The organism is Streptomyces sp. NPDC044061, assembly GCF_056434305.1.
On sequence record NZ_JBWKFL010000012.1, the window covers coordinates 238,632 to 265,002 of the forward strand.

Annotated in this window: 29 protein-coding genes and 1 riboswitch; of the genes, 17 read left to right on the forward strand and 12 right to left on the reverse strand. The window is 73.2% G+C overall.

Annotated elements, in window-relative coordinates; translation table 11 throughout:
- Positions 1–35 precede the first annotated feature (35 nt).
- A riboswitch (cobalamin riboswitch) is annotated at positions 36–176 on the reverse strand.
- 118 nt (positions 177–294) lie between these two features.
- From AC07CM_RS21405 to AC07CM_RS21415, 3 genes are all read right to left on the reverse strand, one after another.
- Positions 295–522 (reverse strand): hypothetical protein, encoded by a 228-nt coding sequence (locus AC07CM_RS21405; RefSeq protein ID WP_478877998.1) that lies wholly within the window; start codon positions 520–522, stop codon positions 295–297.
- A gap of 34 nt (positions 523–556) precedes the next feature.
- The gene (locus tag AC07CM_RS21410) at positions 557–1,813 is read right to left on the reverse strand and encodes an inorganic phosphate transporter (protein WP_478877999.1); all 1,257 of its coding nucleotides are present in this window, start codon (positions 1,811–1,813) and stop codon (positions 557–559) included.
- 143 nt (positions 1,814–1,956) lie between these two features.
- The gene (locus AC07CM_RS21415; RefSeq protein WP_478878000.1) at positions 1,957–2,727 is read right to left on the reverse strand and encodes a lysozyme; all 771 of its coding nucleotides are present in this window, start codon (positions 2,725–2,727) and stop codon (positions 1,957–1,959) included.
- Between the two features lie 187 nt (positions 2,728–2,914).
- On the opposite strand from AC07CM_RS21415, the gene AC07CM_RS21420 reads away from it, so the two are divergent.
- From AC07CM_RS21420 to AC07CM_RS21430, 3 genes are all read left to right on the forward strand, one after another.
- A complete protein-coding gene (locus AC07CM_RS21420) occupies positions 2,915–3,589 on the forward strand; it encodes a class II aldolase/adducin family protein (protein ID WP_478878001.1) in 675 nt (224 codons plus the stop codon).
- Between the two features lie 112 nt (positions 3,590–3,701).
- A complete protein-coding gene (locus AC07CM_RS21425) occupies positions 3,702–4,829 on the forward strand; it encodes an alpha/beta hydrolase (protein WP_478878068.1) in 1,128 nt (375 codons plus the stop codon).
- Positions 4,830–5,161: 332 nt separating this feature from the next.
- On the forward strand, positions 5,162–6,439 hold the full coding sequence (locus tag AC07CM_RS21430) for a hypothetical protein (protein ID WP_478878002.1): 1,278 nt from the start codon (positions 5,162–5,164) through the stop codon (positions 6,437–6,439).
- 37 nt (positions 6,440–6,476) lie between these two features.
- On the opposite strand, the gene AC07CM_RS21435 is transcribed toward AC07CM_RS21430, so the two are convergent.
- Entirely contained in the window at positions 6,477–6,887 is a 411-nt protein-coding gene (locus AC07CM_RS21435; protein ID WP_478878003.1) for a VOC family protein, read from the reverse strand.
- A gap of 222 nt (positions 6,888–7,109) precedes the next feature.
- Here AC07CM_RS21435 and AC07CM_RS21440 point away from each other — a divergent pair, with 222 nt between their 5' ends.
- From AC07CM_RS21440 to AC07CM_RS21450, 3 genes are all read left to right on the forward strand, one after another.
- A complete protein-coding gene (locus tag AC07CM_RS21440; protein ID WP_478878004.1) occupies positions 7,110–8,708 on the forward strand; it encodes an ABC-F family ATP-binding cassette domain-containing protein in 1,599 nt (532 codons plus the stop codon).
- A gap of 335 nt (positions 8,709–9,043) precedes the next feature.
- Entirely contained in the window at positions 9,044–9,265 is a 222-nt protein-coding gene (locus AC07CM_RS21445) for a helix-turn-helix domain-containing protein (RefSeq protein ID WP_010355597.1), read from the forward strand.
- A 159-nt stretch (positions 9,266–9,424) separates the two neighbouring features.
- The gene (locus tag AC07CM_RS21450; RefSeq protein WP_478878005.1) at positions 9,425–10,228 is read left to right on the forward strand and encodes an enoyl-CoA hydratase/isomerase family protein; all 804 of its coding nucleotides are present in this window, start codon (positions 9,425–9,427) and stop codon (positions 10,226–10,228) included.
- A gap of 62 nt (positions 10,229–10,290) precedes the next feature.
- Here the strand turns inward: AC07CM_RS21450 and AC07CM_RS21455 are convergent, their stop codons facing one another.
- Complete coding sequence (locus AC07CM_RS21455) at positions 10,291–11,025, reverse strand: nucleopolyhedrovirus P10 family protein (RefSeq protein ID WP_478878006.1); 735 nt, start codon at positions 11,023–11,025, stop codon at positions 10,291–10,293.
- Positions 11,026–11,112: 87 nt separating this feature from the next.
- On the opposite strand from AC07CM_RS21455, the gene AC07CM_RS21460 reads away from it, so the two are divergent.
- From AC07CM_RS21460 to amaP, 5 genes are read left to right on the forward strand one after another with little or no spacing between them, the layout of a single operon-like run.
- Entirely contained in the window at positions 11,113–11,586 is a 474-nt protein-coding gene (locus AC07CM_RS21460; RefSeq protein WP_478878007.1) for an Asp23/Gls24 family envelope stress response protein, read from the forward strand.
- Between the two features lie 48 nt (positions 11,587–11,634).
- The gene (locus tag AC07CM_RS21465; protein WP_478878008.1) at positions 11,635–11,829 is read left to right on the forward strand and encodes a hypothetical protein; all 195 of its coding nucleotides are present in this window, start codon (positions 11,635–11,637) and stop codon (positions 11,827–11,829) included.
- On the forward strand, positions 11,826–12,209 hold the full coding sequence (locus AC07CM_RS21470; protein ID WP_478878009.1) for a hypothetical protein: 384 nt from the start codon (positions 11,826–11,828) through the stop codon (positions 12,207–12,209). The genes AC07CM_RS21465 and AC07CM_RS21470 overlap by 4 nt, the downstream gene beginning before the upstream one ends.
- Positions 12,206–12,844: a DUF6286 domain-containing protein gene (locus tag AC07CM_RS21475; RefSeq protein WP_478878010.1), complete on the forward strand. Its 639-nt coding sequence runs from the start codon at positions 12,206–12,208 to the stop codon at positions 12,842–12,844. Before AC07CM_RS21470 ends, AC07CM_RS21475 begins: the two co-directional genes overlap by 4 nt.
- 20 nt (positions 12,845–12,864) lie before the next feature.
- Positions 12,865–13,431: an alkaline shock response membrane anchor protein AmaP gene (gene amaP / locus AC07CM_RS21480; RefSeq protein WP_478878011.1), complete on the forward strand. Its 567-nt coding sequence runs from the start codon at positions 12,865–12,867 to the stop codon at positions 13,429–13,431.
- A gap of 35 nt (positions 13,432–13,466) precedes the next feature.
- Here amaP and AC07CM_RS21485 read toward each other — a convergent pair whose 3' ends face one another.
- From AC07CM_RS21485 to AC07CM_RS21510, 6 genes are all read right to left on the reverse strand, one after another.
- Positions 13,467–14,222 (reverse strand): SDR family oxidoreductase, encoded by a 756-nt coding sequence (locus AC07CM_RS21485; RefSeq protein ID WP_478878012.1) that lies wholly within the window; start codon positions 14,220–14,222, stop codon positions 13,467–13,469.
- Between the two features lie 5 nt (positions 14,223–14,227).
- A complete protein-coding gene (locus AC07CM_RS21490) occupies positions 14,228–16,012 on the reverse strand; it encodes a glycoside hydrolase family 15 protein (RefSeq protein ID WP_478878013.1) in 1,785 nt (594 codons plus the stop codon).
- Positions 16,013–16,093: 81 nt separating this feature from the next.
- The gene (locus AC07CM_RS21495; RefSeq protein WP_478878014.1) at positions 16,094–16,891 is read right to left on the reverse strand and encodes an SURF1 family cytochrome oxidase biogenesis protein; all 798 of its coding nucleotides are present in this window, start codon (positions 16,889–16,891) and stop codon (positions 16,094–16,096) included.
- Between the two features lie 49 nt (positions 16,892–16,940).
- A complete protein-coding gene (locus AC07CM_RS21500; RefSeq protein WP_478878015.1) occupies positions 16,941–17,174 on the reverse strand; it encodes a hypothetical protein in 234 nt (77 codons plus the stop codon).
- Between the two features lie 78 nt (positions 17,175–17,252).
- Positions 17,253–18,239 (reverse strand): DEDDh family exonuclease, encoded by a 987-nt coding sequence (locus AC07CM_RS21505; RefSeq protein ID WP_478878016.1) that lies wholly within the window; start codon positions 18,237–18,239, stop codon positions 17,253–17,255.
- Positions 18,240–18,400: 161 nt separating this feature from the next.
- Positions 18,401–19,048, reverse strand: a complete 648-nt coding sequence (locus AC07CM_RS21510) for a TetR/AcrR family transcriptional regulator (protein WP_478878017.1) — start codon at positions 19,046–19,048, stop codon at positions 18,401–18,403.
- A 112-nt stretch (positions 19,049–19,160) separates the two neighbouring features.
- On the opposite strand from AC07CM_RS21510, the gene AC07CM_RS21515 reads away from it, so the two are divergent.
- From AC07CM_RS21515 to AC07CM_RS21540, 6 genes are all read left to right on the forward strand, one after another.
- Positions 19,161–19,958 (forward strand): acetoacetate decarboxylase family protein, encoded by a 798-nt coding sequence (locus AC07CM_RS21515; protein WP_478878018.1) that lies wholly within the window; start codon positions 19,161–19,163, stop codon positions 19,956–19,958.
- Complete coding sequence (locus AC07CM_RS21520; RefSeq protein WP_478878019.1) at positions 19,958–20,842, forward strand: SDR family NAD(P)-dependent oxidoreductase; 885 nt, start codon at positions 19,958–19,960, stop codon at positions 20,840–20,842. The genes AC07CM_RS21515 and AC07CM_RS21520 overlap by 1 nt, the downstream gene beginning before the upstream one ends.
- A gap of 13 nt (positions 20,843–20,855) precedes the next feature.
- Positions 20,856–22,139, forward strand: coding sequence for an amidohydrolase family protein (locus tag AC07CM_RS21525; protein WP_478878020.1), 1,284 nt, complete (start codon positions 20,856–20,858; stop codon positions 22,137–22,139).
- Entirely contained in the window at positions 22,136–23,362 is a 1,227-nt protein-coding gene (locus AC07CM_RS21530) for an amidohydrolase family protein (RefSeq protein ID WP_478878021.1), read from the forward strand. Before AC07CM_RS21525 ends, AC07CM_RS21530 begins: the two co-directional genes overlap by 4 nt.
- A gap of 54 nt (positions 23,363–23,416) precedes the next feature.
- On the forward strand, positions 23,417–24,127 hold the full coding sequence (locus tag AC07CM_RS21535; protein WP_478878022.1) for a VIT1/CCC1 transporter family protein: 711 nt from the start codon (positions 23,417–23,419) through the stop codon (positions 24,125–24,127).
- 135 nt (positions 24,128–24,262) lie between these two features.
- Positions 24,263–25,312 carry a zinc-dependent alcohol dehydrogenase family protein gene (locus tag AC07CM_RS21540; protein ID WP_478878023.1) on the forward strand — a complete coding sequence of 350 codons (1,050 nt, stop codon included), beginning with the start codon at positions 24,263–24,265 and terminating at the stop codon, positions 25,310–25,312.
- A 24-nt stretch (positions 25,313–25,336) separates the two neighbouring features.
- On the opposite strand, the gene AC07CM_RS21545 is transcribed toward AC07CM_RS21540, so the two are convergent.
- Positions 25,337–26,368, reverse strand: a complete 1,032-nt coding sequence (locus AC07CM_RS21545) for a CopD family protein (RefSeq protein WP_478878069.1) — start codon at positions 26,366–26,368, stop codon at positions 25,337–25,339.
- Positions 26,369–26,371 lie beyond the last annotated feature (3 nt).

A 26,371-nucleotide genomic window follows, 5' to 3' on the forward strand; every position in this document is an offset into this window, starting at 1 on the left:
GCGATATGTCCTCACTCAGGGTGTCCGCGCCCTGGTTCGACGAGACCGGCGGTGAGAGTTCCTGGCTCCCGGGATTCCTTCCCCGGTGACAGTGGCGGGACCGCGCCGGATTCGCACCGGCTTCCTCTCCTGCCGCCGTACTTGGCCCGGGCAGTCCACCACGCGCCCGGAAGGGCCGTCAACTTGCCTTTGACCTGCGCGGGGAGAGTGTGCTGAGACCCACACCGGTGAAGTCCGGGCATGCGAAAGGCTCCCCACCGGATCACACCGGTGGGGAGCCTTTCGGACGGTGGGTCAGGGCTTGGCCACGATCAGGTAGATGCCGTAGGCCACCGCGGCCGCGCACGCCGCGAAGCACAGGTACGCACCGGTGACCGCGAGCGCCGCCGAGTTGCCCTGCGCGGCGGCCTTCTCGCGCCGCGACAGACCGTTGACGCCGAGGGTGAACAGGGCCACCAGGCCCACCGTGAACGCGAGGCTGACGCCGAAGACGGAGCCGAGAGCCGCCCAGTCGATCTTCATGGGGATGCTTCCTTCAGTTACCGGGTGCTCGGGGTCAGACCGTCGCCGCCGGCGGAACCGCCGGGGTCGCGGGGTCGGTCGCGGCCGGAGCCGGGATCGTGGCCGTCAGGCCCTCGGTGACCGTGCCCGTGGGCGGCGGGGTCACCGCGGCGATGGCGGTGGTCACCACACCGGCCGGCTCCTCGGTCCCGTCGCCGGTGTTGACGTTGGTGTGGTCGACGACCTCGCGGCGGGACAGCTTCCAGATCGCGGCGCTGGCGCCGACCAGGAAGACGGCGACGACCGCGGTGCCCCAGTCGCCCAGGTCCGTGACGGACTCGGCGAGCGCGCCGACCAGCGCGGCGGCCGGGAGGGTGAGCGCCCAGGCGACGAACATGCGGGTCGCGGTGGACCAGCGGACCACACCGCCCTTGCGGCCCAGGCCCGCACCCATCACCGAGCCGGAGACCACGTGGGTGGTGGAGAGGGAGAAGCCGAGGTGGGAGGAGGCCAGGATGGCCGTGGCGGCGCTGGTCTGGGCGGCGAAGCCCTGACGCGGCTCCAGGTCGGTCAGGCCCTTGCCCATGGTGCGGATGATGCGCCAGCCGCCGATGTAGGTGCCGAGCGCGATGGCCAGGCCCGCGGAGAGGATCACCCAGGTGGGAGGGTTGGAGCCCGGGGCGATGGCGCCGCCCGCGATCAGCGCGAGGGTGATGATGCCCATCGTCTTCTGCGCGTCGTTGGTGCCGTGCGCGAGGGAGACCAGACCGGCAGAGGCGATCTGGCCGGCCCGGTAGCCCTTGCGGGTGGCCTCGCCGTCGGCCTTGCCGCCGATGCCGTAGGAGAAGCGGGTGGCGAACACGGTCGCCATGCCGGCCACGACCGGGGCCGCGACCGCCGGGAGCAGGACCTTGGTGACCAGGACGTCACCGTGGACGGCGCCGAAGCCGGCGGAGGCGACGGTGGCGCCGATCAGGCCGCCCATCAGGGCGTGCGAGGAGCTGGAGGGCAGTCCCGCCAGCCAGGTCATCAGGTTCCAGAGGATCGCGCCCACCAGGGCGGCGAAGATGACCTCGGGACGGATGCCGTTCTCATCGACGAGACCCTTGGAGATCGTGTTGGCGACCTCCACGGAGAGGAAAGCGCCTACAAGGTTGAGGGCGGCGGACATGACCACCGCGACCTTGGGCTTGAGCGCACCGGTCGAGATGGTCGTGGCCATCGCGTTGGCGGTGTCGTGAAAACCGTTCGTGAAATCGAACGCGAGTGCGGTTACCACCACAATCGCGAGGATCAGCGAGAAGTTTTCCATTTACCCAGGCAATCTTTCGAGGTCGTTGGCTGTTGGACCGTAGGCAACCTGGGTGAACGGAAGGTGAACTGGGGCAGGCGTGAGGGTGTCGGGAATCAGGGTTCGGGGTTTCGTTCGTCCCCGACGCCCCGGGCACCCCTTGGCTACCAGCCGCGCGCGAAGGCCCGCAGTCGGCCCGGCGGCCCGTGGAAGAGATTCTGGTCACCCGGCAGACCGCCCCGGACGCCGTACTGCCAGAAGGTCCAGCGCGACCATCCGCCCGGCAGCGACCCCGGGGCCCGGGACCCGTGATGGGCGATCCACAGGGCGTGGTCCCGGGCGAAGGCGTGGCTGTCGCCGGTGCAGGCCGCCCACCAGTTGGCGGTGGTGTAGATCACCGGGCGGCGGCCGGTCTCCTGCCGGACCTCGTCGCTGAAGGAGCGGATCCAGCGGACCATCCGCTTCCGGTCCAGTCCGTAGCACCGGTGCCGCGCGTCGTACGGGTTGTACTCGATGTCGAGCGCGGGTGGCAGCGTCCAGCCGTCCGCCAGCCAGTCACCGCCGTGCCGCACGAAGTACGAGGCCTGCTCGGCGCCCGAGGACCGGTCCGGCCGCGCGAAGTGGTAGGCGCCGCGGATCAGGCCCGCCCGGCGCGCGCCGTCGTACTGCCGGCGGAAGTACGGGTTGCGGTAGGCCGTGGCCTCGGTCGCCTTGATGTAGGTGAACCGGGCGCCCTCCGACCGCGCGGCCGGCCAGTCGACGTGCTTCTGGTGGGACGACACGTCGTGCCCCCTGGGCAGGCCCGGCGCGGACATCGACGAGCCGGCGGGCGCGGCGGCCGCGGCCTGGGTGCCCGTGAGGGCCAGTGCCGCGGTGACGGCGGCGAGAACGCCGGCGTGGTGACGGGAACGGAAGGGTGTGCGATCACGAGCCATGCGTCCCCCTGGAGTGGCGGCGGAACGTCGTCCAGCGAGCAGGAAAAATCATTAAATGACTGACGATCGCGGGGGCAGGGTGCTTCACGGTGTTTCGCGGGTACTGCCACCCGTTCGGCCGTGCGACTTCCGGCCCGAAGTGTGCCGACGGATTTCCGCGTGACGGGGCGGCTGGCAGGATCGCGGCATGGCTGAACAGCGGCGGGACGCGGAACGGCGAGCGGAAGCGGCGCGGATCTGGGAGGCACTGGTCACGACGGCCCGCCGGACCGTCACCGACGGGCTGGTCGTCGGCACCTCCGGCAACGTCTCGGCGCGCGTCGGCGACCTCGTGCTGGTCACACCGTCGGGCGTGCCGTACGACCGGCTGACCCCGGACGACATCACCGGCGTCGACCTCGACGGGCGGCAGGTGCTCGGCACGCTGGTGCCGACCAGCGAACTGCCCATGCACCTCGCCGTCTACCGCACCACCGACGCCCTCGCCGTCGTGCACACCCACGCCGTGCACGCCACGGCCGTCTCCACCCTCGTGGCCGAACTGCCCCCGATCCACTACATGGCCGCCGCCCTCGGCGGCCCGGTCCGAGTCGCCCCGTACGCGACCTACGGCACCGACGAACTGGCCGAGAACATGCTCCGGGCCCTGGCCGGCCGCTCCGGCTGCCTCCTGCGCAACCACGGCACGATCACCCACGGCGCCACCCTCGACCAGGCCTACGACCGCACCGCCCAGCTGGAGTGGATGTGCCGCCTGTGGCTGACCGCGTCCTCGGTGCCGGGTCTGACACCTTCTCTGCTGTCGGAGGCACATATGGCCGAGGCCGGGGCACGTTTGAAGGGGTACGGCCAACGGAGGTGACCCCTTGCCGCCCAGTCCCCTGCTCCAGCCCCTGCTCGGTCGGTTCTCCCGCCACCGGCCCGCGCCCGGCCTTCGGCTGGCCGTCGGCGCGGACCGCCACGACACTGGACCCGTGCGCACCGCCAAGGCGACAGCCGCCGCACTCACCGCAGTCCTGGCCGCCGGCGCGGCTTCCGTGGCCGCCGGACGCCTCGCCAGCGACGCCGCGCTGAAGGCGCCCGCGGGCCGTCCGCTGCCCACCGAACCCCGGCTCACCGTGCATGGCACGGCCGCGGGCCGGATCGCCCTCACCCGCGACCTGGCCACCCTGCGCCCGGGCACCTACGGCCTGGCCGGCGACGGCTCCCACGCGGTCGTCGGCCCCGTCCTGGACGCGGCCGAGCACACCGCGGACACCGTCGTGCGCCGCCTGGTACGCGTCACGCACGGCAATCTCGCCCCCGGTGACGCCGTGTGGCTCACCCCGAACGTGTACGTCGGCAATCCGAGCGCCGCCCTGGGCCTCGACCACGCCGACGTCGACGTGCCCGGCGAACTCGGGGCCCTGCCCGCCTGGTTCGTGCCCGGCCACCGGGACGTCTGGGTGATCGCCGTGCACGGCCTCGGCACCACCCGCGAACAGGCCCTGAACGTCATGGAGTTCCTGCACGGCCGCCGGCTGCCGGTCCTCGCGCTCGCCTACCGCGGCGACCTCGGCGCCCCGCGCCCGCCCGACGGCCTCAACCACCTCGGCGAGACCGAGTGGCGGGACCTGGACGCGGCGATCCGGTACGCCGTCCGCTACGGCGCCCGCCGGGTCGTCCTGCTCGGCTGGTCCACCGGCGCCACCATGGCCCTGCGCGCCGCCGAGCACTCCGCCGTGCGCGACCGCATAGCCGGACTGGTCCTCGACTCGCCGGTGCTCAGCTGGCAGGCCACCCTGCGCGCCCTCGCCCAGGCCCGCCACACCCCGGAACCCCTGCTGCCGCTCGCGGTGCGTGCCGCACAGGGCAGGGCCGGGCTGCACGCCGACCGGGTCGCCGAGACCGCCGACGCCGACCGGCTCGACGTGCCCACCCTGATCGTCCACGGCCCGGACGACACGGTCGCCCCCTGGGAGCACTCCCGCCGCCTCGCCGCCCGCCGCCCCGACCGCGTCGCCCTGCACACCGTGGCGCGGGCCCCGCACGGGGCGATGTGGAACGCGGACCCCGAGGAGTACCAGGAACGCCTGCGCCGGTTCCTGACCCCGCTGATGTGAGGGCGCGCCCGGGCCCGCCGGTACGAGTCGGAAGCCCGGGTTCCAGCCGTTCCGTTTAAGGCCGTACGACTGGCCTGATCGTGACTGCTCACCCGCTACCGGGCCCGGTGCGTTGGCCAGCCCCGTCGCCCCCCGTGACATTCCGTTTGGGTTTTCGGACCGTCAACCGGAAGACTGCACCCGTGACGTCCCGTATCCCGCGCGACTCCAGGCTCCGACTCGTCCGACCGCGACCCCTGGCCGCCGCCCCCAGAGCTGTGAACCAGCGGCGTCCGCGCCGCCCCGCTCCCCGGCCGCCGGAGGGCACCCCGGCCCCCGGCGAACTGGCCAGAATGGCGCGTACCGGTCTGGCCGGCGCGGTCCGCGTCGCCCGCTGGGCCGACGCCGCCCTCGGCCCCGGGAGCGACGCCGCCACGGCCGACGGCAAGGCCACCCTCTCCGACATCACGGCCGCGCGTGCCGCCGCCGACCTCGACCTGAGCACCGGCCAGGTCCGCGCCGACTGGGACACCGCCCGCCTCGCCGGACTGGTCGAGGTGCACGGGGACGACGCGCGCCCCGGCTGGCGCCTGCGCGCCTGGGACCGCGACGACAGTGCCGTGCTGCGCGGCTGGGTCGCCCTCTTCGACGCCTGGTCGCTCGCCTGCCCGGAACCCGCCGAGCACGAGCCGGCCGCCGTCGCCGAGGTCGTCTCGGCCATGCCCCAGGTGCTCTCCTTCCTGCAGCTGTCCGCCGGCCCCGTCCCGGTCGAGCAGCTGCTCGACCTGCTCCAGCAGCGGGTCACCGAACTGCGCACCGAGCGCTGCGAGATCTCCTACGAGCCCGGCTCCGCCGAGTCCGCGGGCCCCGCCGGCACCCCGAGCCCGGCGGAAACCGCACCCATCGGCGACACCCCGCTCGGCCCCCTCCTCGACTGGGCCCTGCGGGCCCTCGCCGCCGTCGGCGCCCTCACCCGCGGCGACGGCCAGGCCACGCTCACCCCGCTGGGGAGCTGGGCGGTGTGGGTCAAGCTGGAGCAGATCTGCGTCGCCGCGCAGAGCCCCGCCGGGAACATCGAGCAGGCCGCTGAGGACATGCTCCGCGGCTGCGCCCAGCTGCGCCCCAACGCGGCCCGCGCCGAGTACCGGGCCTGGCTCGCCGCCCGCCCCGTCGGCAGTGCCGTCACCGAACTGCTCGCCGCCGCCCGCGGCGAGGACGCCCTGCTGCGCGGCCTCGCCTTCGAGGCGCTGCGCGTCGTCGGCGCCCCCGCCGAACCCGACGTGCGCTCCGTCCTGGACGACCCGGCCCTGAGGCCCTACGCCCTGCTGTGGCTCGCCGAGCACGACGGCATCGACCCGGAGGACGCCCACGAGGTCCTCACCCGCGAGGAGGCCACCTGGCTGTGGGTCGACACCGCCGCCGCCGTCGCCGACCACGGCGAGACGGCGATGCTGGTCCGCCACTTGGAGGCGGCGGTGCAGCCCACCGTCCCCATGCTGCTGGACGAGGTGCGCGCCGTCGGTCACCCGCGCACCGTGCAGGTCCTGGTCGCGCTCGCCGCCGCCCACCCGGACCCGGCCCTGGCCAAGGCCGTGCGCCGGGCCGCCTTCCAGGTGCACACAGGGGGATAGCCGGGCGGGGGACAGCAGCGGGACCGGGCCGGGCCGCCTAGACGCCGATGTCGGGGGCGTACGTGCCGAAGCTCCAGATGTTGCCCTCGGCGTCCCGGGCCATGTAGTCCCGCGAGCCGTAGTCCTGGTCCGTCGGGGGCATCAGGATCTCCGCGCCGTGCTCCACGGCCCGCTGGTGATGGGCGTCGACGTCGTCCACGACCACGTACACCCCCGCGGGCCCCGCGCTCTTCATCGCCGTGTCGAACAGTCCGCCGCGCCCCTTCGAACCGAGCATCACCGCGCCCTTGCCCTGAACCAGCTCGGCGTGCATCACCGTGCCGTCCTCGGTCTCGTACACCGACAGCTCGGTGAACCCGAAGGCCTCCGTGAGCTGCTTGATCGCCGCCTTCGCGTCCGCGTACAGCAGCGTCGGGTAGATGCTCGGCCGTCCGCCCGTGCCCGCCATGCCGATCACTCCTTCGTGCGTCGGTTCCGCCGTGCCTTCCGAGTCTCGCAGCCACCACTGACAACGCCTCCCGCTCCGGGAGGCGGCCCGAACACACGGACGTAGAAAAACCGCTTGCACGGCCCCGTTAGAATTACCCCATGGCCATTCTCCTCGCGCATTAGACGGCGGGAACGTCCTCAGCCGCCCACCCGCCAACCACGTACGTCCTGGAGTCTGTCCGTGATCTCCGCCTCCGGTATCGAGCTGCGCGCCGGTGCGCGCGTCCTCATCGAGAACGCCACCTTCCGTGTCGCCAAGGGCGACCGCATCGGCCTCGTCGGCCGTAACGGCGCAGGCAAGACCACCCTGACCAAGGTCCTCGCCGGCGACGGCATCCCGGCCGCCGGCACCGTCACCCGCTCCGGCGAGGTCGGCTACCTCCCGCAGGACCCCCGCACCGGCGACCTCGACGTCCTTGCCCGGGACCGCGTCCTGTCCGCGCGCGGACTCGACCTGCTGATCCGCAAGATGCGCGAGAACGAGGAGCGCATCGCCACCGGCAAGGGCGCCACCCGCGAGAAGGCCCTGAAGCAGTACGAGCGCCAGGAGACCGAGTTCCTCACCAAGGGCGGGTACGCCGCCGAGGCCGAGGCCGCCACCATCGCCGCCGCGCTCAACCTGCCCGACCGCGTGCTCGGCCAGCCCCTGCACACCCTCTCCGGCGGTCAGCGCCGCCGTATCGAGCTGGCCCGCATCCTCTTCTCGGACGCCGACACCCTGCTGCTGGACGAGCCGACCAACCACCTCGACGCGGACTCGATCACCTGGCTGCGCGACTACCTGAAGACCTACCGCGGCGGATTCATCGTGATCTCCCACGACGTCGACCTGGTCGAGACGGTCGTCAACAAGGTCTTCTACCTGGACGCCAACCGCTCCCAGATCGACGTCTACAACATGGGCTGGAAGCTCTACCAGCAGCAGCGCGAGGCCGACGAGAAGCGCCGCAAGCGCGAGCGCGCCAACGCCGAGAAGAAGGCCGCCGCCCTGCACTCGCAGGCCGACAAGATGCGCGCCAAGGCCACCAAGACGGTCGCCGCGCAGAACATGGCCCGCCGCGCGGACAAGCTGCTCTCCGGCCTGGAGGCGGTACGCCAGTCCGACAAGGTCGCCAAGCTCCGCTTCCCGGAGCCCGCGCCCTGCGGCAAGACCCCGCTGATGGCCGAGGGCCTGTCGAAGTCGTACGGCTCACTGGAGATCTTCACCGACGTCGACCTCGCCATCGACAAGGGTTCGAGGGTCGTCATCCTCGGCCTCAACGGCGCCGGCAAGACCACCCTGCTGCGTCTGCTCGGCGGGGTGGAGCAGCCCGACACCGGCGAGGTCGTCCCGGGCCACGGCCTCAAGCTCGGCTACTACGCGCAGGAGCACGAGACCCTGGACCCCGACCGCACGGTCCTGGAGAACATGCGCTCGGCCGCCCCCGACATGGACCTCGTGGAGGTCCGCAAGGTGCTCGGCTCGTTCCTGTTCTCCGGCGACGACGTCGACAAGCCGGCCCGCGTCCTCTCCGGCGGCGAGAAGACCCGTCTCGCCCTCGCGACCTTGGTCGTCTCCTCGGCGAACGTCCTGCTCCTGGACGAGCCGACCAACAACCTCGACCCCGCCAGCCGCGAGGAGATCCTCGGGGCCCTGCGCACCTACAAGGGCGCGGTCGTCCTCGTCACCCACGACGAGGGCGCGGTGGAGGCGCTCCAGCCCGAGCGGATCATCCTGCTGCCGGACGGCGTCGAGGACCTGTGGGGCGCCGACTACGCGGATCTCGTCGCCCTGGCGTGATCGGAAGACTGATCCACTGCGTATGGATCATTCGGCCGATCCGTGATCCATCATCTGTGTGAGATCTCCTCGTATCGAGGTGTGTCGTACATCGATTTCGCGGCCGATCCCTTCTCTCCCAAGGGATCGGCCGTCGCGCTTCCCTGACCTGGCACTTCGCGAATCCGCCCGTTCGGCCCTACGGACACTCCATGGTGGAATCCCATATTCCGCATGTGGGGATGTGCTCCTGTCGTCACAACGATGTCTCACGGACCTTGCCGAATGGGTGGCCATCCCGCCCCGGAGGGGTGATCATGAGGAGACCAGAGCGCACTTCCCATGAGGAGGCACGGGTGGCCGAGACTCTGAAGAAGGGCAGCCGGGTGACCGGCGCCGCGCGCGACAAGCTCGCGGCAGACCTGAAGAAGAAGTACGACTCCGGTGCGAGCATCCGGGCGCTGGCCGAGGAGACCGGCCGCTCGTATGGCTTCGTACACCGGATGCTCAGCGAGTCGGGCGTCACGCTCCGTGGGCGTGGCGGAGCGACCCGGGGCAAGAAGGCCGCAACGTCCTGACTCCGGGCGGCCCATCGGCTTCGACGGTGGCCATCCGGTCGGTCCTCCCCCAGCGCCCCTGAGGGGCCTGGGGGTACCCCCGATCGGCCGGGCGGTTACTGTGCAGTCACTTAGCATGCCGACGGCATGCGTGATGACCGCACTCATCGGAGGCGCCCCATGGCTTCGCCCGACCAGGACCTCGCTCCCGTACTCGACAAGGACGGCGTACGGCTCACCGTCGACGACGCGCTCGCCACGGTGACGCTGACCAATCCGGCCAAGCGCAATGCGCAGAGCCCCGCCCTGTGGCGGGCGCTCACCGATGCCGGCCGGTCGCTGCCGGGCTCCGTCCGTGTCGTGGTGCTGCGTGGCGAGGGCCAGTCCTTCTCCGCCGGGCTGGACCGGCAGATGTTCACTCCGGAGGGGATCCCGGGCGAGCCGACCTTCACCGATCTCGCGCGCCGTGACGACGCCGGGCTCGACGCGACCATCGCCGAATTCCAGGAGGCGTTCACCTGGTGGCGGCGGAACGACATCGTGTCCATCGCCGCTGTCCAGGGGCACGCCATCGGTGCCGGGTTCCAGCTCGCGCTCGCCTGCGACCTGCGGGTCGTGGCGGACGACGTGCAGTTCGCCATGCGCGAGACCGCCCTCGGCATCGTCCCCGACCTGACCGGCACGCATCCGCTGGTCGGGCTGGTCGGGTACGCCCGCGCGCTCGAGATCTGCGTGACCGGGCGGTTCGTCGGGGCCGAGGAGGCGGTGACGTCCGGGCTGGCCAACCTCGCGGTGGCCACGGGCGAACTCGACGGTGCCGTGCGGGACCTGGCCGCAGCGTTGCTGGCCGCGCCGCGCGACGCGGTCGTGGAGACCAAGGCGCTGCTGCGCGGTGCCGCCGGCCGGACCTACGACGAGCAGCGTGCGGCCGAGCGGGCTGCCCAGGGCCGGCGACTTCGGGACCTGGCCGGCGTCGGCGAATGAACCCGGTGCCGGGCAGACGCACGGGCTGAGCCGGGCCTGCCCACGGCCGGGCGGCGGACCCGCTAGCCGACCGCCGTGACCAGCACCGCCACCGTCGGGTGGTCCTCCAGCGCCTCCCGCACCGCCGCACGGACCTGCCGGGCCACCTCGACGGTCCGGTGGTCCGCGCCCGTCGCCACCTCCACGCGCACGTGCCGGTGCGGCAGGGCGGTCCCCTCCGCGCGCTCCTCGATGTGCACCGCCCGGCCCAGGCCCCCGAGCGAACCCGTCAGACGAGTCACCCCGGGGACGGCGAGCGCGGCCGCGACCGCCCGGGACTCCTGCGGATCCGTGGTCTCCCGTGCGGGCGGGGGCTGCGGCGCGGATGCCGCGGATGCCTCGGAGGGCTGCCCGTCCGCCGCCTCCAGCAGGTCCGTCACCCGCAGGTCGATCTCCGTGACCGTGAGACCCAGCTGCTCCGTCGCGGCCGTCATCAGGGCGAGGCGCAGTCGCGAGGCCGTCGCGGGCAACGGCTCGGCGGCCGCGGCCGCGAAGTCCGCCGTCACCCGCAGCGCTCCCGGGGGCAGGGCGCTCGGCGGCGGCGGTACGACGGGTTCGTGGACGTCAGGCGGATCGGCGAGCGTGATCCGCAGCACGCCCAGCCGCACCCCCTCCACCTGGGAGGCGACCGCGCGCGCCAGGACCGCCCCGGCCGCCCCTTCGGCGATCCACGCCCCGTCGCGCGGGTCGCCGAGCGGCAGCAGCCTGCCCAGTCCCAGCTGATGCCTGACCGCCTGTGTCCACCCGTCCGCCGTCATTCCTCCAGCCTGCCGTATCCCCGGCGCGCAACCGAGCATCCATGCTTACGGTGGTCCCAGAAGGACGACCGAAAGGGACGTACGGCGATGACCGAGATGACGACGACCCAAGACGGTGACGACGAGCCGCAGGTGTCGACCCGTAAACCCACCAGACGCGGCGGCGGAGACCCGGCGACCCGGGGACGGACGACCATCGCCGACGGTGTCGTGGAGAAGATCGCCGGACTCGCCGCCCGGGACGTGGTCGGCGTCCACGCCATGGGCAGCGGGCTGGCCCGGACCTTCGGGGCCGTGCGCGACCGCGTGCCGGGCGGCACGAAGTCCGTGACCCGGGGCGTGAAGGCCGAGGTCGGCGAGGTACAGACGGCACTCGACCTGGAGATCGTCGTGGACTACGGCGTGTCGATCGGCGATGTCGCCCACGCGGTGCGGGAGAACGTGATCGCCGCCGTGGAACGCATGACCGGACTCGAGGTGGTCGAGGTCAACATCGCGGTGAGCGACGTCAAGCTCCCCGAGGAGGAGGAAGAGGAGCTCGAGCCGCCCCGGATCCAGTGACGAGCCGTCGTCCGGCACTCGCACACCCGACGAGCTGAGGAGCGCTGCATGAGCATGGCCGTGGTCGGCATGATCGCCGGAATGGCGCTGGGCTTCGCCGGGTACTTCGGCGGGTTCGGAGCCTTCCTGCTGGTGGCGGCGCTGGGCGCCGTCGGGTTCGTCGCCGGCCGGATCCTGGAGGGCGACCTGGACCTGGGTGACCTCTTCCGTACCCGCGACGACCGGCGCGACCGGCGGCGGTGACCGCCGTGAGCGCGCAGACCGGCACGGCACGCCGGCCCCCGGCCCTGGTGCCGCCCGGCGAGCGCGGCGCCCTCCGGATCGCCGACCGGGTCGTCGCGAAGATCGCCGCGCAGGCCGCACGCGAGGCGCTCGCGCCGCTGCCCGAGGGCGCCGCGGCCCCGCACGCCACCGTGGTCGTCCACCATGAGACGGCCCGCGTCCGCGTCCATCTCCGACTCGGGTACCCCTGCGACATCGGCGCCCGCTGCGCCGCCGTGCGTCGCCACGTCGTGGAGCGGGTAGGCGAGTTGGTGAACATGGCGGTGCCGGAGGTCGTCGTCCAGGTCGAACGGCTGCACCTGACACCGGCGTCCGGCGCGCCCCACGGGAGGACGCCATGAGCGAGGCCCGGCCACCGGAGAGCACGACCCAGCGACTGCCCGTCGTCGACACCGACGCGGGCCCCGCGGCCCCGCCGCCCCTGCTCGCCGAGGGCAGCGGCCGCTTCTGGTCGGCGCGCCGCGTCCCGGCGGGCATCGTCGCCCTGCTCCTCCTCGTGGGTGCGGGCGTCCTCCTGTACGACATCGCGGCCGTACGCGCCGGCCGCCCCGCGATGCACTGGCGCCGCGCCCTGGCCCGGCAGCTCGCCGAGCGGCCCCTGGACGACATCTGGGTGCTGGTCGGCGCGGGTGTCGCCGCCGCCCTCGGTCTGTGGCTGTTCGTCCTCGCCGTCACGCCCGGCCTGCGGGACCTGCTGCCCATGCGGCGCCCGCACCACGACGTCCGCGCCGGACTCCGGCGGGAGGCGGCCGCCCTGGTGCTGCGCGACCGGGCGATGGAGGTCTCCGGCGTGCGGGAGGCGAGGGTGCGGCTGCGCCGCGGGAGGGCCGGCGTCCGCGCGGTCTCGCACTTCCGCGACCTCGACGACGTGCGCGCGGACCTGGACGCCGTGCTCTCCGACGCGGTCCAGGGGCTCGGACTGAGCCGCGCGCCCGCGCTGTCGGTCCACGTCCGACGGCCCGGACGGAAGGGGTGAGGCGGGTGCACCGGGGCCGTGTGAACCGCGTACTGACCGGTCTCGTGGGGCTGTTGCTGCTCGCGCTGGGCGGCTCGGTGCTGGCCGTGGGCCTGGGGGCACCGCCGCCCCACTGGTGGCTCCACTCCGGGCCGCACGACGTCCTGCTCAGCAAGGCCGAGCGCACCCACTGGCGGGACGCGGGCTGGTGGTGGCCGACGGTCATCGCCGTGCTGGCCCTGCTGGTGCTGCTCGCCCTGTGGTGGCTGACCGCGATCCTGCGCCGGCGCCGCCTGGCCGAGGTCCTCGTCGACACGGGCGACGGCGAGGGCGCCCTGCTGCGCGGCAGGGCCCTGGAGTCGGTCCTCGGCGCGGACGCGGCCCGCCAACAGGGGGTGGCCCACACCGACATCCTGCTGACGGGCCGCCGTACGGCACCGGCGGCGCGGGCCCGGCTCCTGCTCGAGCCGGACGTGGACCCCGCGACCGCGCTGACCGACTTCACGGCGCAGGCCCTGACCCACGCGCGCGAGTCGGCGGGGTTGGCGTCACTTCCGGCCGAGGTACGGCTGGGAGCGGTCAAACACCGTGCGGGAAGGGTCGTTTGACGGCTCGGGCGGGCCGGGAGAGCGGGGGCACGGCCTCAGAACCCGTGCCGCATGCCGCCGTCCACCGGCACCATGATTCCGGTCAGATAGGAAGCGGCCGGAGACAGCAGGAACGCCGCGACCCGTCCGAACTCCTCGGGAGTCCCGTACCGGCGCAACGGAATCCGGGACTCGTTGGCCGCGCGCGTGGCCTCGGGATCCGCGGAGAGACCGTCCAGCTCGCGCACGCGATCCGTGTCGATGCGAGCCGGCAGCAGACCCACGACCCGGATCCCGCGCGGTCCCAGCTCGTCGGAGATCGACTTGGCGAGACCGGCGAGTCCGGGCCGCAGCCCGTTGGAGATCGTCAGCGCCGGGATCGGCTCGTGCACGGACCCCGACAGCACGAACCCGATGACGCCCCCGGCCTCCAACTCGGCCGCGGCCGCCCGCGCGAGCCGTACCGCGCCGAGGAACACCGACTCGAAGGCGTTCCGCCACTGCTCGTCCGTGTTGTCGGCGACGAACCCCGGCGGCGGCCCGCCGACGCTCACGAGGATGCCGTGGAAGCCGCCGAAGTGCTCCCGGGCGGTCGCGATCAGGCGCTCCGGCGCATTCGCCTCGGAGTTGTCGACGGCCACGCCCACCGCGTTCGGGCCCAGTTCGGCGGCCGCCTCGGCGACCCGCTTCTCGTCACGGCCGGTGATGACCACCTTCGCCCCGTCGGCCACCAGCTCCCGCGCGGCGGCGTTGCCCAGCCCGCGAGTGGCGCCGGTGACGATGTACACCCGGTCCTTCAGTCCAAGATCCATGGCTCCTATCCTGCCTCCTGGTCCCCGAACAGCGTGAGGGCGGTGTTCACCAGCGCGATGTGGCTGAAGGCCTGCGGGAAGTTGCCCACCTGGCCGCCGCTCACCGGGTCGTACTCCTCGGCCAGCAGTCCCACGTCGTTGGCCAGCCCCAGCAGCTGCTCGAACAGGTCCCGGGCCTCGTCCGCGCGGCCGGTCATGTGCAGGGCGTCCGCAAGCCAGAACGAGCAGGCGAGGAAGGCGCCCTCGCCGCCCGGCACGCCGTCGACGCCGATGGCATCGGTGTCGTACCGGCGGACGAGACCGCGGTTGCCCAGGTCCTCGCGGATCGCGTCGACGGTGCCGACCACGCGCGGATCGTCGGGCGGCAGGAAGCCGACGCGGGGGATCAGCAGCAGGGCGGCGTCCAGCTCGCGCGAGCCGTAGTACTGGGTGAAGGTGTTGCGCCGGGGGTCGAAGCCCCGCTCGCACACCTCCCGGTGCACCTCGTCGCGCAGCGCCCGCCAGCCCTCGATGTCGCCCTTCAGCTCATGGTGCGTCTCCAGCGTCCGCACGGCGCGGTCGGCGGCCACCCACACCATCACCTTGGAGTGCACGAACTGGCGGCGGCCGCCGCGCACCTCCCACAGGCCCTCGTCCGGCTGCCGCCACGCCGACTCCAGGAACCTCATCAGCGAGCACTGGATCGCCCACATGTGCGGCCTGGTGGGCAGACCCGCGCGGCGGGCCACCGACAGCGAGTCCATGACCTCGCCGTACACGTCCAGCTGGAGCTGGTCGACGGCGCCGTTGCCGACGCGCACGGGCGAGGAGTCGGCGAAGCCGGACAGCCAGGGCAGCTCACACTCCGGCAGCCGACGCTCGCCGGCCAGGCCGTACATGATCTGCAGGTCCGAGGGGTCGCCCGCGACCGCGCGCAGCAGCCAGTCGCGCCACGCCTCGGCCTCCTTGTGGTATCCGGCGGCCAGCAGGGCGCCGAGGGTGAGGGTGGAGTCGCGCAGCCAGCAGTAGCGGTAGTCCCAGTTGCGCACGCCGCCCAGCTCCTCGGGCAGCGAGGTGGTGGCCGCGGCGACGATCCCACCCGTCGGGGCGTAGGTGAGGGCCTTGAGAGTGATCAGGGACCGTACGACGGCGTCGCGGTGCGGTCCGTCGTAGCGGCAGCGGGCCGTCCAGCGCCGCCAGCCCCGGACGCTGGAGCTCAGCGCCTCGTAGGGGTCGATGAGCCGGGGCCGCCGCTCGTGCGCGGGGTGCCAGGTCAGCACGAACGCGACCCGCTCGCCCTCGGCGACGGTGAACTCCGCGTGGGTGGCCATGTCCTCGCCCCACAGGTGCACGGCGGGCTCGGTGCGCAGCCACACCGAGTCCGGTCCGGCGACGGCCACCCGATGCCCGTCGGAGCGGCGCATCCACGGGACGACGGAACCGTAGTCGAAGCGCAGACGGAGCGTGCTGCGGACGGTGACGCGTCCGCTGACGCCCTCCACGATGCGCACGACGTCGGGGGCGCGCTCCCGCTGGGGCATCAGGTCGGTGACGCGCACCGTGCCCTCGGCGGTCTCCCACTCGGTGTCGAGGACGAGGGTGTCGGGCCGGTAGCCGCGGCGGGTACAGGTGCCCGCGTCCTTCGGCGCGATTCTCCAGTGGCCGTTGTCCTCGTCGCCCAGGAGTCTCGTGAAGCAGGCGCCGGAGTCGAAGCGCGGCAGACACAGCCAGTCGATCGAGCCGTCCCTGCCGACCAGCGCCGCGGTCTGTTCGTCACCGATGAGGGCGTAGTCCTCGATGCGCGCGTTCACGGGATCCGGTTTCCCGGCGAACCAGGGGGCCAATCAGGTGGTGCGCCGGGGGAGTGACGTGTCGCGGGACACGCCGGTTCGTCACACCGCGGCCGGTGCCGTCTCCTCGGCCTTCTCCGCGGTGGCGGCCTCCTCGCGTTCGCGGATCTCGCGCCGGACCAGGAACCACCAGCCCACCGGGACGCACGCGGCGAAGAGCCACCACTGAATCATGTACGCGTAGTTGAGCGGGGCGTCCTCGCTGCCCGGGTCGGAGATCTGCTCCGGGGAGCCGCCCTTGGGCTGGGGCGCCGTCTGCTCGACGTAGCCGCCGAGCACCTTCGCGCCGAGCCGCCGCGCCTCCTCGGCGCTGTTGATCAGCATGATCTGCCGGTCCGGCAGGCCCTTGACGTTCTTGATCCCGCTCGCCGCGGTGGTCTCGTCGGCCATCAGCCGACCGGTGACGGTGGTGCGGCCCGCGGGCGGCGCGGGGATCTTCGGGAAGGCGGTCTGCACGCCGTTCGCGGGGATCCAGCCCCGGTTGACCAGCAGCACCCTGCCGTCCGTGAGGACGAACGGGGTCAGGACGTGGAAGCCGACCTGGTCGTCGGAGTTGGTGCGACGCCGGACCACGACCTCCCGGGAGGTGTCGAAGGTGCCGGTCGCGGTGACCGTGCGGTACTTCTCGGTGCGGGTCACGGCGTGCCCGGGGGAGGTGAGCCGCTCCACGGGGACCGGCTCGGCGTGCAGCGCGGAGGAGACCAGGTCGTTGCGCGCGGTGCGCTCCTCGTACCGGTGCTGCTGCCAGAAGCCCAGCCTGATCATCGTCGGGATCAGCGCGATCGCGACGAGGGTGAGAATCACCCACTGGCGGGACAACAGGAAGCGGTAGCGGTGCACCCCACGACGGTACCTCCGAGCCGTGGGGTGCATTGAGGCGGGTACCGCGTCACACCCGGTCCACCACCCCCGTCTTCCCCTCCGCCCGGGCGCAGTGGGCGCCGCAGTACCAGTGGCCCTCCACCTCCACGCCCTGCCCGATGATCTGCACCCGGCAGTGCTCGCAGATGGGGGCCATGCGGTGGATGGCACAGGAGAAGCAGTCGAACACATGCACTGAGCCCTGTGCGTGGACCTCGAAGGTCATTCCGTAGTCATTGCCGCAAACTTCGCATCTCGCCATGCGCCACAGGGTGAGCCGTCGCCGACCCCCGGGCGAGCGGGCGGCGGGCGAGTCGCGGGGAATCACCCATCCGCACGGTCACCCGTCGGCGGGCTCGACATCCCGCAGCAGCTGCCCGAACGCGGCCTCGTCGACGATCGGCGTGCCGAACTGCCGCGCCTTGACCACCTTCGAGGTGCCCGACTCGGGGTCGTTGGTGACCAGCAGGCTGGTCACCCGCGACAGGCTCGTCGCCACGTGCAGCCCGGCCTCGGTCGCCCGGTCCTCCAGCAGCTCCCGTTCGGTGGAGGTGTCTCCGGAGAACGCCACCCGCATGCCCTGTTTGAGGCTTTTGCCGTCTTCGTAGCGACCCGGATTGGGGTAGGGGCAGGCGGGCCGCTTCCGGGACGGGCGCCAGCTGTTCGGCCGGTAGCCGCCGTAGCCCCCGCTCGCCTGCCGGCCGATCCGGGGCGTGTCCGACCACTCCGTCAGCGCCCGGCACTCCAGCAGCGGCAGCCGTACGCCGCCCGCCGCCGCGGCCCGCAGGCTGGGTCGGAACGCCTCGGCCAGCACGCGCGCGTCGTCCAGTGCGTGGTGCGCCCGCTGCTGGACGACCCCGAAGTGCGCCGCCAGGGACTCCAGCTTGAAGTTGGGCAGCGGCAGCCCCAGCTCCTTGGACAGCGCGATGGTGCACAGCCGCTGACGCACCGGCGCCTCGCTGCGCACGCGCGCGTACTCCCGCGCGATCATCTGCCAGTCGAAGACCGCGTTGTGCGCGACCAGCACCCGGCCGTCCAGCCGGGAGGCGAACTCCTCGGCGACGTCCGCGAAGAGCGGCGCCCCCTCGAGCACCTCGCTCGTGAGGCCGTGTATCCACACCGGGCCCGGATCGCGCTCCGGATTGACCAGGGTGTACCAGTGGTCCTCGACCTCTCCGCGCGCGTCGAGCCGGTAGACGGCCGCGGAGATGATCCGGTCGTCCCGGGCCAGGCCGGTGGTCTCCACGTCAACGACCGCGTATCCCTTCGGATACGCGGCCGGCCACTGGGTGGGGGAGGACACTGCGGTCGCACGGTCTTCGAGCATGGTCACTGAGGATACGGGCCACGACTGACAGCCCCGTGCCGCAGGGGCGGACCCGCCGCCGCGTGCCCGCCCTCCCGATCGGCCGTCGCACACGCGTGCGTGCACGGAAGGGGCGGAACGAGCGGAAGGAGCGGAAGGAACGCAAGGGGGCACTGTGTCCGTCATGTCCCGTATTCCGGGCGGTCGGAGACGTTTCCCGCGAGCAGGGCCCGTACCAACGCCCGTACGGAGATGACGAACAGCCGCTCCGGATCCACGGGCCGGGCCAGCGCGCGCGCCAGGGCGGGGTCGTCCCCGGCCGTCTCGGCGCTCCACAGCTCCTCCTCGCCGGGCCGTTGGGCCGGGGCGCGCTCGCGGTTGCGCTCGACCAGCACATGGCCGACGACCTGGAACTGCACCGCCCGCACGAACTCGGCCGCCCGGGTGCCGCGCAGACCCGCCGCGTGCGCCTCGACCACCAGGGCCTGCTGGGCGGGCAGGAACATCCGCTCGGTCAGCCCGCGCTCGTGCACCAGGGCCACCAGGTGGGGATGGTCGCGCAGTTGCCGGCGCAGGGCGCGCGCGACGGAGACGACCCGATGTTCGGGCGTGCGCCCGGACGGACGGATCTCGCCGAGCCCGGCCACGGTCCGCTCCACCAGGGCGTCCAGCAGGGCCTCGCGGCCTCCGACGTGCCAGTAGATGGAGGTGACGGCGGTGCCCAGCTCGGCGGCGAGCCCCCGCATGGTCAGCGCGTCCGGACCGTACCGCCGTACCAGCTCGGCGGCGGCCCCCAGGACCTCCTCCCGGCTGAGCGCCACTCTCGGCATCCCTGGCATCCCCGCCTTCCGTTTCCCTGCCTGCACGCGTATTTACCCCGTCCGCGGGCTGCTGTAACTGTGTTACAGGTGACGGTCCGTCAGAAGAAGGGCGGTACGGCGAATGGCACGGGTACGGTACGGCGCACGGACCGAGCGGGAGATCGCCGCCACGCGCACCGCGGGCGCGCGGATACCCGACATCTGGTCCACCGGTGTGGTGGCCGTCTGGGAGACCGACCCGGACGCGGTCGCGGCGGTGCTGCCGCCACCCCTGAAGCCCACGGGCCGCCCGCTCGTGCGGGTGAACATCAGCAGGGTCGACCTTCCCGGGTACCCGCTCGGCGCGGGCTCCTTCGCGGTCGCCGCCGCCCACGGCGCGGTCGACGGCTGGTACCCGCTGGTGATGCCGATGACCCACGAGCGCGCCCTCACCGGCGGCCGCGAGGTCTTCGGGGAGCCCAAGAAGCTCGGCGCGGTGACCGTCGAGCGCGACGGTCTCGTCGTGCGCGCGTCGATGGAACGGCACGGCATCGCCTTCGTGGAGGTGCGCGGCGCGGTGAGCGGCGAACTGCCCCTCCCGGAGCCGGCCCGCAAGACCGACTTCTACTTCAAGTTCCTTCCCGCTGTGGACGGTTCCGGCTTAGACGGCGACCCCGTGCTGGTGCACTGCGTACGGCACGAGAAGGTGCGCCGACTGGAGCGGCTCACCGGGGACGTCGTGCTGCGCGAGTCCGGGTACGACCCCGTCGCCGACCTCCCGGTGCTGCGCCTGCTGGACCTCACCGTCGGCGAGAAGACCAGCGACCAGAGCGGCCGGGTCGTCGAACGGGTGGACGCCCGGGCCCTGTTGCCCTACGTCCACCAGCGCTACGACGACCCGCTCCAGGCTCTCGACGCGCCTTACGAGGGGAGCCTGTGATGGACCTGCGGGCGGGACACGTCGCCGTCGTCACCGGCGCGGCGGGCGGCATCGGGCTGGCGATGGCCCGGCGGTTCGCCGCCGAGGGCCTGAAGGTCGTCCTCGCCGACGTCGAGGAGGCCGCGCTGGACGAGGCCGCCGCGGACCTGCGCGCGGAGGGCGCCGACGTGCACGCGCGCGTGGTCGACGTCGGTATACGCGAACAGGTCCTGGAACTGGCCGAGTCGGCGTACGAGACCTACGGCGCCGTGCACGTCCTGTGCAACAACGCGGGGGTCGGCTCGGGCGCCGAGGGGCGCATGTGGGAGCACGAGCCGAACGACTGGCAGTGGGCCTTCGCCGTCAACGTGTGGGGCGTCTTCCACGGCATCCAGGCGTTCCTGCCCCGCATGCTCGCGTCCGGTCAGGACGGTCATGTCGTCAACACGTCCTCCGCCGACGGCGGCATCGCGCCCCTGCCGACGGCCTCCGTGTACGCGGTCACCAAGGCGGCCGTCGTCACCATGACCGAGTCCCTGTACGCCCATCTGAAGGCGGAACACGCGCGCGTGGGCGCCTCCGTGCTCTTCCCCGGGCCGCACATGCTGCGCACCGGCCTGTGGGAGTCGCACCGCAACCGGCCCGCCCGCTACGCCAAGCGGCGCCCCCGCAGAACGCCGTACCGCAGCCTCGGCCAGTGGGAGGCCGCGATGCGCGCGGCCGGCCGCGAGGTCCGCTTCACGCCCGTGGCGGAGGTCGCCGAACTGGTCGTGGACGGCATCCGTGCCGACCGCTTCTGGCTGCTGCCGGCGAGCGAGCACAGCGACACCCAGATCCGGGCGCGGGCCCGCTCGATGCTGGAGCGCACCAACCCGTCGTACCTCGAAAGCTTCGTACTCGATTGACCGGGAGGCTGTCGTGACCGGCCAGGACCCGTACCTGATCATCTCCTCCGACTGCCACGCCGGACTGCCCACCGAGCAGTACCGGCCCTATCTGGAGTCCCGTTTCCACCGGGACTTCGACGAGTTCCTCGCGGGCCGCGACCGGCGCCGCGAGGACATGACCCGGCTCGGCGTCCGCAACGAGGCGTTCGCCGAAAAGTGGTTCCACGACAACGAGGAGGGCCTGCGCGGCGGCTGGGACAGCGCGCGGCGCCTGAAGGAACTGGACGGGGACGGCGTGGCCGCCGAGGTCGTCTTCCCCGACGCCGACGCGGTGGACAGCCGGACCGCCGCGCCCTTCGGCGTGGGCCTCGGCCTGTCCGGCGACCAGGACCCGGAACTCGGCATGGCGGGCACGCAGGCGCACAACCGGTGGCTCGCCGACTTCGTCTCCGAGCACCCCGAACGGCACTGCGGGGTCGCCCTGCTGCCCGTCACGGCGCCCGTGGAGCGGGTCGTCGCCGAGATCCACCGGGCCATGGAGTCCGGCCTGCGCGCCCTGATGATCCCCGCCATGTGGGCCGGCCGGGAGCCGTACCACGACCGCCGCTACGACCCGGTGTGGGCGGCCGCCGCGGAGTGCGGCATGCCGGTGCTCACCCACTCGGGGGCGGCCCCGCGCGAGGAGTACGGCGACCACCTCGGCATCTATGTGAGCGAGGTGACCTGGTGGCCGGCCCGGCCGCTGTGGTTCCTGCTCTGGTCCGGTGTCTTCGAACGCCATCCCGGACTGCGGTTCGGCATCGCGGAGTCGGGCTGCTGGTGGCTGCCGAACCTGCTGTGGTTCATGGACCGCCTCTACCTCGGCGCACACGGCGGCAAGAAGCTCTCCCCGTTCCACGAGCTGAAGTGCCCGCCGCACGAGTACCTCGACCGGCAGATCTTCGTCTGCGCCACCAACACCAAGCGGCGCGAGCTGGCCCAGCGGTACGAGATCGGCGTCGACAACATCCTCTGGGGCAGCGACTTCCCGCACCCCGAGGGCACCTGGCCCGACACGCGCGCGTGGCTGCGGCGAACCTTCCACGACATCCCGGTGGCCGAGACCCGCCGCATGCTGGGCATGGCGGCGGCGGAGGCCTTCGGCTTCGACGTGCCCGCGCTGACGCCCCTGGCCGCGCGCATCGGCCCCACCCCCGCCGACCTCGGTCAGCCGGCCGACCAGACGGCCGTGGCGGCGTGCTGGGCGCCCTCGCGCGAGGCGGGGCGGCACTGGCTGACCGGCCACGACTTCCCGGTGCTGGGGGTGACGCGATGAACGACCGGTACACGGTGATCTCCGCCGACTGCCACGCGGGGGCCGACCTCCTGGACTACCGGCCGTACCTGGAGAAGCGGTACCGCGACGACTTCGACGTCTGGTCGGCCACCTACGTCAACCCCTACGAGGACCTGCTCGCCGACTCCGCCGACCGGAACTGGAACTCCGAGCGGCGCCTGGCGGAACTGGAGGCGGACGGGATCGTCGCGGAGGTGATCTTCCCGAACACGATCCCGCCGTTCTTCCCGTCCGGCTCCCTGATGGCCCCCGCCCCGACCACCGAGGACTTCGAGCGGCGCTGGGCCGGCCTGCGCGCCCACAACCGCTGGCTGGCGGACTTCTGCGCGGCCGCGCCCGGCCGCCGGGCCGGGGTCTTCCAGATCCTCCTCGGCGACGTCGAGGAGGCGGTGAAGGAGATCAGGTGGGCAGCCTCGGCGGGACTCGGGGGCGGCCTGATGCTGCCCGGCACCCCGCCGGGCAGCGGCCTGCCCGAGCTGTACTCACGCGTGTACGACCCCGTCTGGGCCGTCTGCGCGGAGCTGGGCGTCCCCGTCAACCACCACGCGGGCTCCGCCTCACCGCCGCTCGGCGACGAACCGGCCGCCCGCGCGGTCTTCATGGTCGAGACGACCTGGTTCTCCCACCGCGCGCTGTGGCACCTGGTCTTCGGCGGCGCCTTCCGCCGCCACCCGGGACTGCGGCTGGTGCTCACCGAACAGGGCTCCGGCTGGATCCCCGGGGTCCTCGACATGCTGGACTACTACCACGGCCGCCTGGTGGCGGCGGCGTCCAAGGCCGACACCGCCGAGGCCAAGTTCGGCGCCGGTCTCGCCGAACACATGGGCCGGCCGCCTTCCGAGGTCTGGCGCGACAACTGCTACGTCGGCGCCAGCTTCATGCGCCCGCACGAGGTCCCGCTGCGGGACCGCATCGGCATCGACAAGATCATGTGGGGCAGCGACTACCCGCATGACGAGGGCACCTACCCGTACACCCGCGAGGGCCTGCGGTTCGCCTTCGCGGGCGTCCCGCGCGCGGAACTGGCGGCCGTGCTCGGCGGCAACGCGGCCCGCGTCTACGGCTTCGACCTCGACCTCCTGGACTCCGTGGCGGCGAAGGTGGGCCCGACGGTGGCGGAGCTGGCCGAGCCTCTGAGGGACCCGCCGCCGGACGCGACGAGCCCGGTGTTCGCGAAGGGGGCGTCGGTGCGGGTGTGGTGATCCCCGGGGCGCAGATGTGGGCACGTCGGCGCCCCGGGTGCGATCCTCCGTCGTGTGACGGAACCAACCCACGACGAGGCACACGGCGGGGCGCTCGGCTCCCGGCTGAACTGGCTGCGCGCGGCCGTGCTGGGCGCGAACGACGGCATCGTCTCCACGGCGGGACTCGTCGTCGGTGTGGCCGGCGCGACCGAGGCCCGGGCCGCCCTGGTCACCGCCGGCCTGGCCGGGCTGCTCGCCGGGTCGATGTCCATGGCGGCGGGTGAGTACGTCTCCGTGTCCACCCAGCGCGACTCCGAGATGGCCGCGCTGGCCATGGAGAAACGGGAGCTGAGGGAGCAGCCGGAGGCCGAGCTGGAGGAGCTGACCGAACTGCTGCGGCAACGCGGCCTGTCCCGGGAGGTGGCCCGGGAGGCCGCCGAGCAGCTCACCGCGCGGGACGCCCTGAGGGCGCACGCGCGCGTGGAGCTCGGCATCGACCCGGACGAGCTGACCAACCCCTGGCACGCGGCCTGGGCGAGCTTCCTGGCCTTCACCGTGGGCGCCCTGCTGCCCCTGCTGGCCATCGTGCTGCCCCCGGTCGGCTGGCGGCTCCCGGTCACCGTGGGGTCCGTGCTGGCCGCGCTGGTCCTCACCGGCTGGAGCAGCGCCCGGCTGGGCGCGGCCGACCCGAGGCGCGCGGTGCTGCGGAACGTGCTGGGCGGTGCGCTCGCCATGGGGGTGACGTACGCGGCGGGCAGCCTGCTGGGGGCGGCGGGAGTCTGATCGCGCGGCGGGCGGTCGCCGCTGGTCCCGGGCACCCTCGGTGACCGGCCCCCGTCCGGGACGGCGTACCGTGAAGTGCGCTCGACCACCCCCTGAGCGCATCGCACGACGCCCCGCACGAGAAGGATCCTCGCCATGCGCGCCACCACCATCCACGCCCCGTACGACATGCGCGTGGAGGACGTGCCCGAACCCGTGGTGCAGTTGCCCACCGACGCCGTGGTCCGGGTGCTGCGCGCCTGCATCTGCGGCAGCGACCTCTGGGCGTACCGCGGTGAGGCCGCCCGGCAGCCGGGACAGCGCATCGGGCACGAGTTCCTCGGCATCGTCGAGGAGACCGGCTCCGAGGTGAGCACGGTCCGGCGCGGTGACCTGGTGGTCGCGCCCTTCATGTGGTCCGACGGCGTCTGCGACTACTGCCGCGAGGGCCTGACGACCTCCTGCGAGCACGGCGGCTTCTGGGGCTCAGTCGGCTACGACGGCGGCCAGGGCGAGGCCGTGCGCGTGCCCTTCGCCGACGGCACCCTCGTCCGGCTGCCCAGGGAGGCGGCCTCCGACGACCACCTGCTGTCGGCCCTGCTGACCCTCTCCGACGTGCTCGGCACCGGCCACCACGCCGCACTCGGCGCGGGCGCCCGCCCCGGCGCCACGGTCGCCGTGGTCGGCGACGGCGCGGTCGGCCTGTGCGCCGTGCTGGCCGCCAAGCGGCTGGGCGCCGAGCGGATCATCGCGCTGGGCCGCCACGAGGTCCGCACCGACATCGCGCGCCGCTTCGGCGCGACCGACGTCGTCGCCGAGCGCGGGGACGCGGCCGTCGAGGCGGTGCGTGAGCTGACGCGCGGCCAGGGCGCGCACGCCGTCGTCGAGGCGGTCGGCACCGAGCAGTCCATGCGCACGGCCGTGCACATCACCCGCGACGGCGGCGCGATCGGCTTCGTGGGCGTGCCCCACGGCAGCGGCACCGGCCTGGACCTCGGCGTCATGTTCGACCGGAACGTCGCCCTGCGCGGCGGTGTGGCGCCGGTCCGCGCCTACATCCCGGACCTGCTCCCGGACGTCCTCGACGGCACGATCGACCCCTCGCCGGTCTTCGACATGACCGTCGGCATCGAGCACGTGCCGGACGGCTACAAGGCGATGGACGAGCGCACCGCGCTCAAGGTGCTCGTCACCAACGACCGGTGACCGCCCAGTGCCCCTGTCAGGGCACTAGGACCAGCGAATCGGCAGCGGCAGCGCCGTGAGCAGGCCCGAGACCGCGACCACCGCGCCCAGAGCGGCCACCTCGGCCCGCGCGGGCGCGCAGGCGGTCAGCGGGTCGGCCGCCCGGCCCAGCCGGATCCGTGCCCACAGGGCGAGCACGGCGACGACGGCGACCAGGAGCACCTTGGCCAGCAGGGTGCGCCCGTACGCCGTCGTCGTCAGCTGGTCCCAGATCGTGGCGGCCGGCATGCGCCGCAGCGAACTGCACACGCCCGTGGCGGTGATCGCGGCGAGCAGGACGGCCGCCACGCGCGCGTAGAGGCCCAGCAGGGCCGCTCCCGCGGCACGGTCGGGCCAGAGCCGCAGCGTCCGCAGCGCGTGCAGCAGACCGCCCACCCACAGTGCGGCGCACGTCAGATGGACGAGCGTCAGCCCGGAGCCCACCAGTGGGCCGTTCTCGGTCGTGGGGTGGGCGCGCAGCGCCTCCGCGACCACCGCGGCGGCCAGCGGCCAGATCTGGGCCCCCGGGCGGCGCGAGAGGGCGCACAGCGCCGCCAGCAGGAAGGCGTTGACCTCCAGCAGCGCCAGCTTGCCGTCGCGTGAGTCGTACAGGCCGCCGACGTCGATCTGACCGACGCTGTGCGGGACCAGGTTGCCGGTCGAGACCACCGAGGCGAGGGCCAGCGCGGCGACGAAGCCGGCGGTGGCCGCCAAGGGCGCCCAGCTGCGCGGCCGTTGGGGCGGGGCGCCGGGCAGCCGCCGGGCGATCCGGGCCACGAACAGTTCGCCCAGTGGGACGCACAGGCCGGCGAAGAGCACCCCGCGCAGCAGCGCGATACCGCCCACGCCCGGGGCGGCGGCCTCCCCGGTGCCGTGCAGCGCGGCGGGCGGCCCGCACAGGGGTATCAGGGCGGCCAGGATCACCAGCGCCAGGACGGCGGGGGGGGGGGGGGGGGGGGGGGGGGGGGGGGGGGGGGGGGGGGGGGGGGGGGGGGGGGGGGGGGGGGGGGAGGGGGGAGCACGGTTCCCCCCAACCATCAA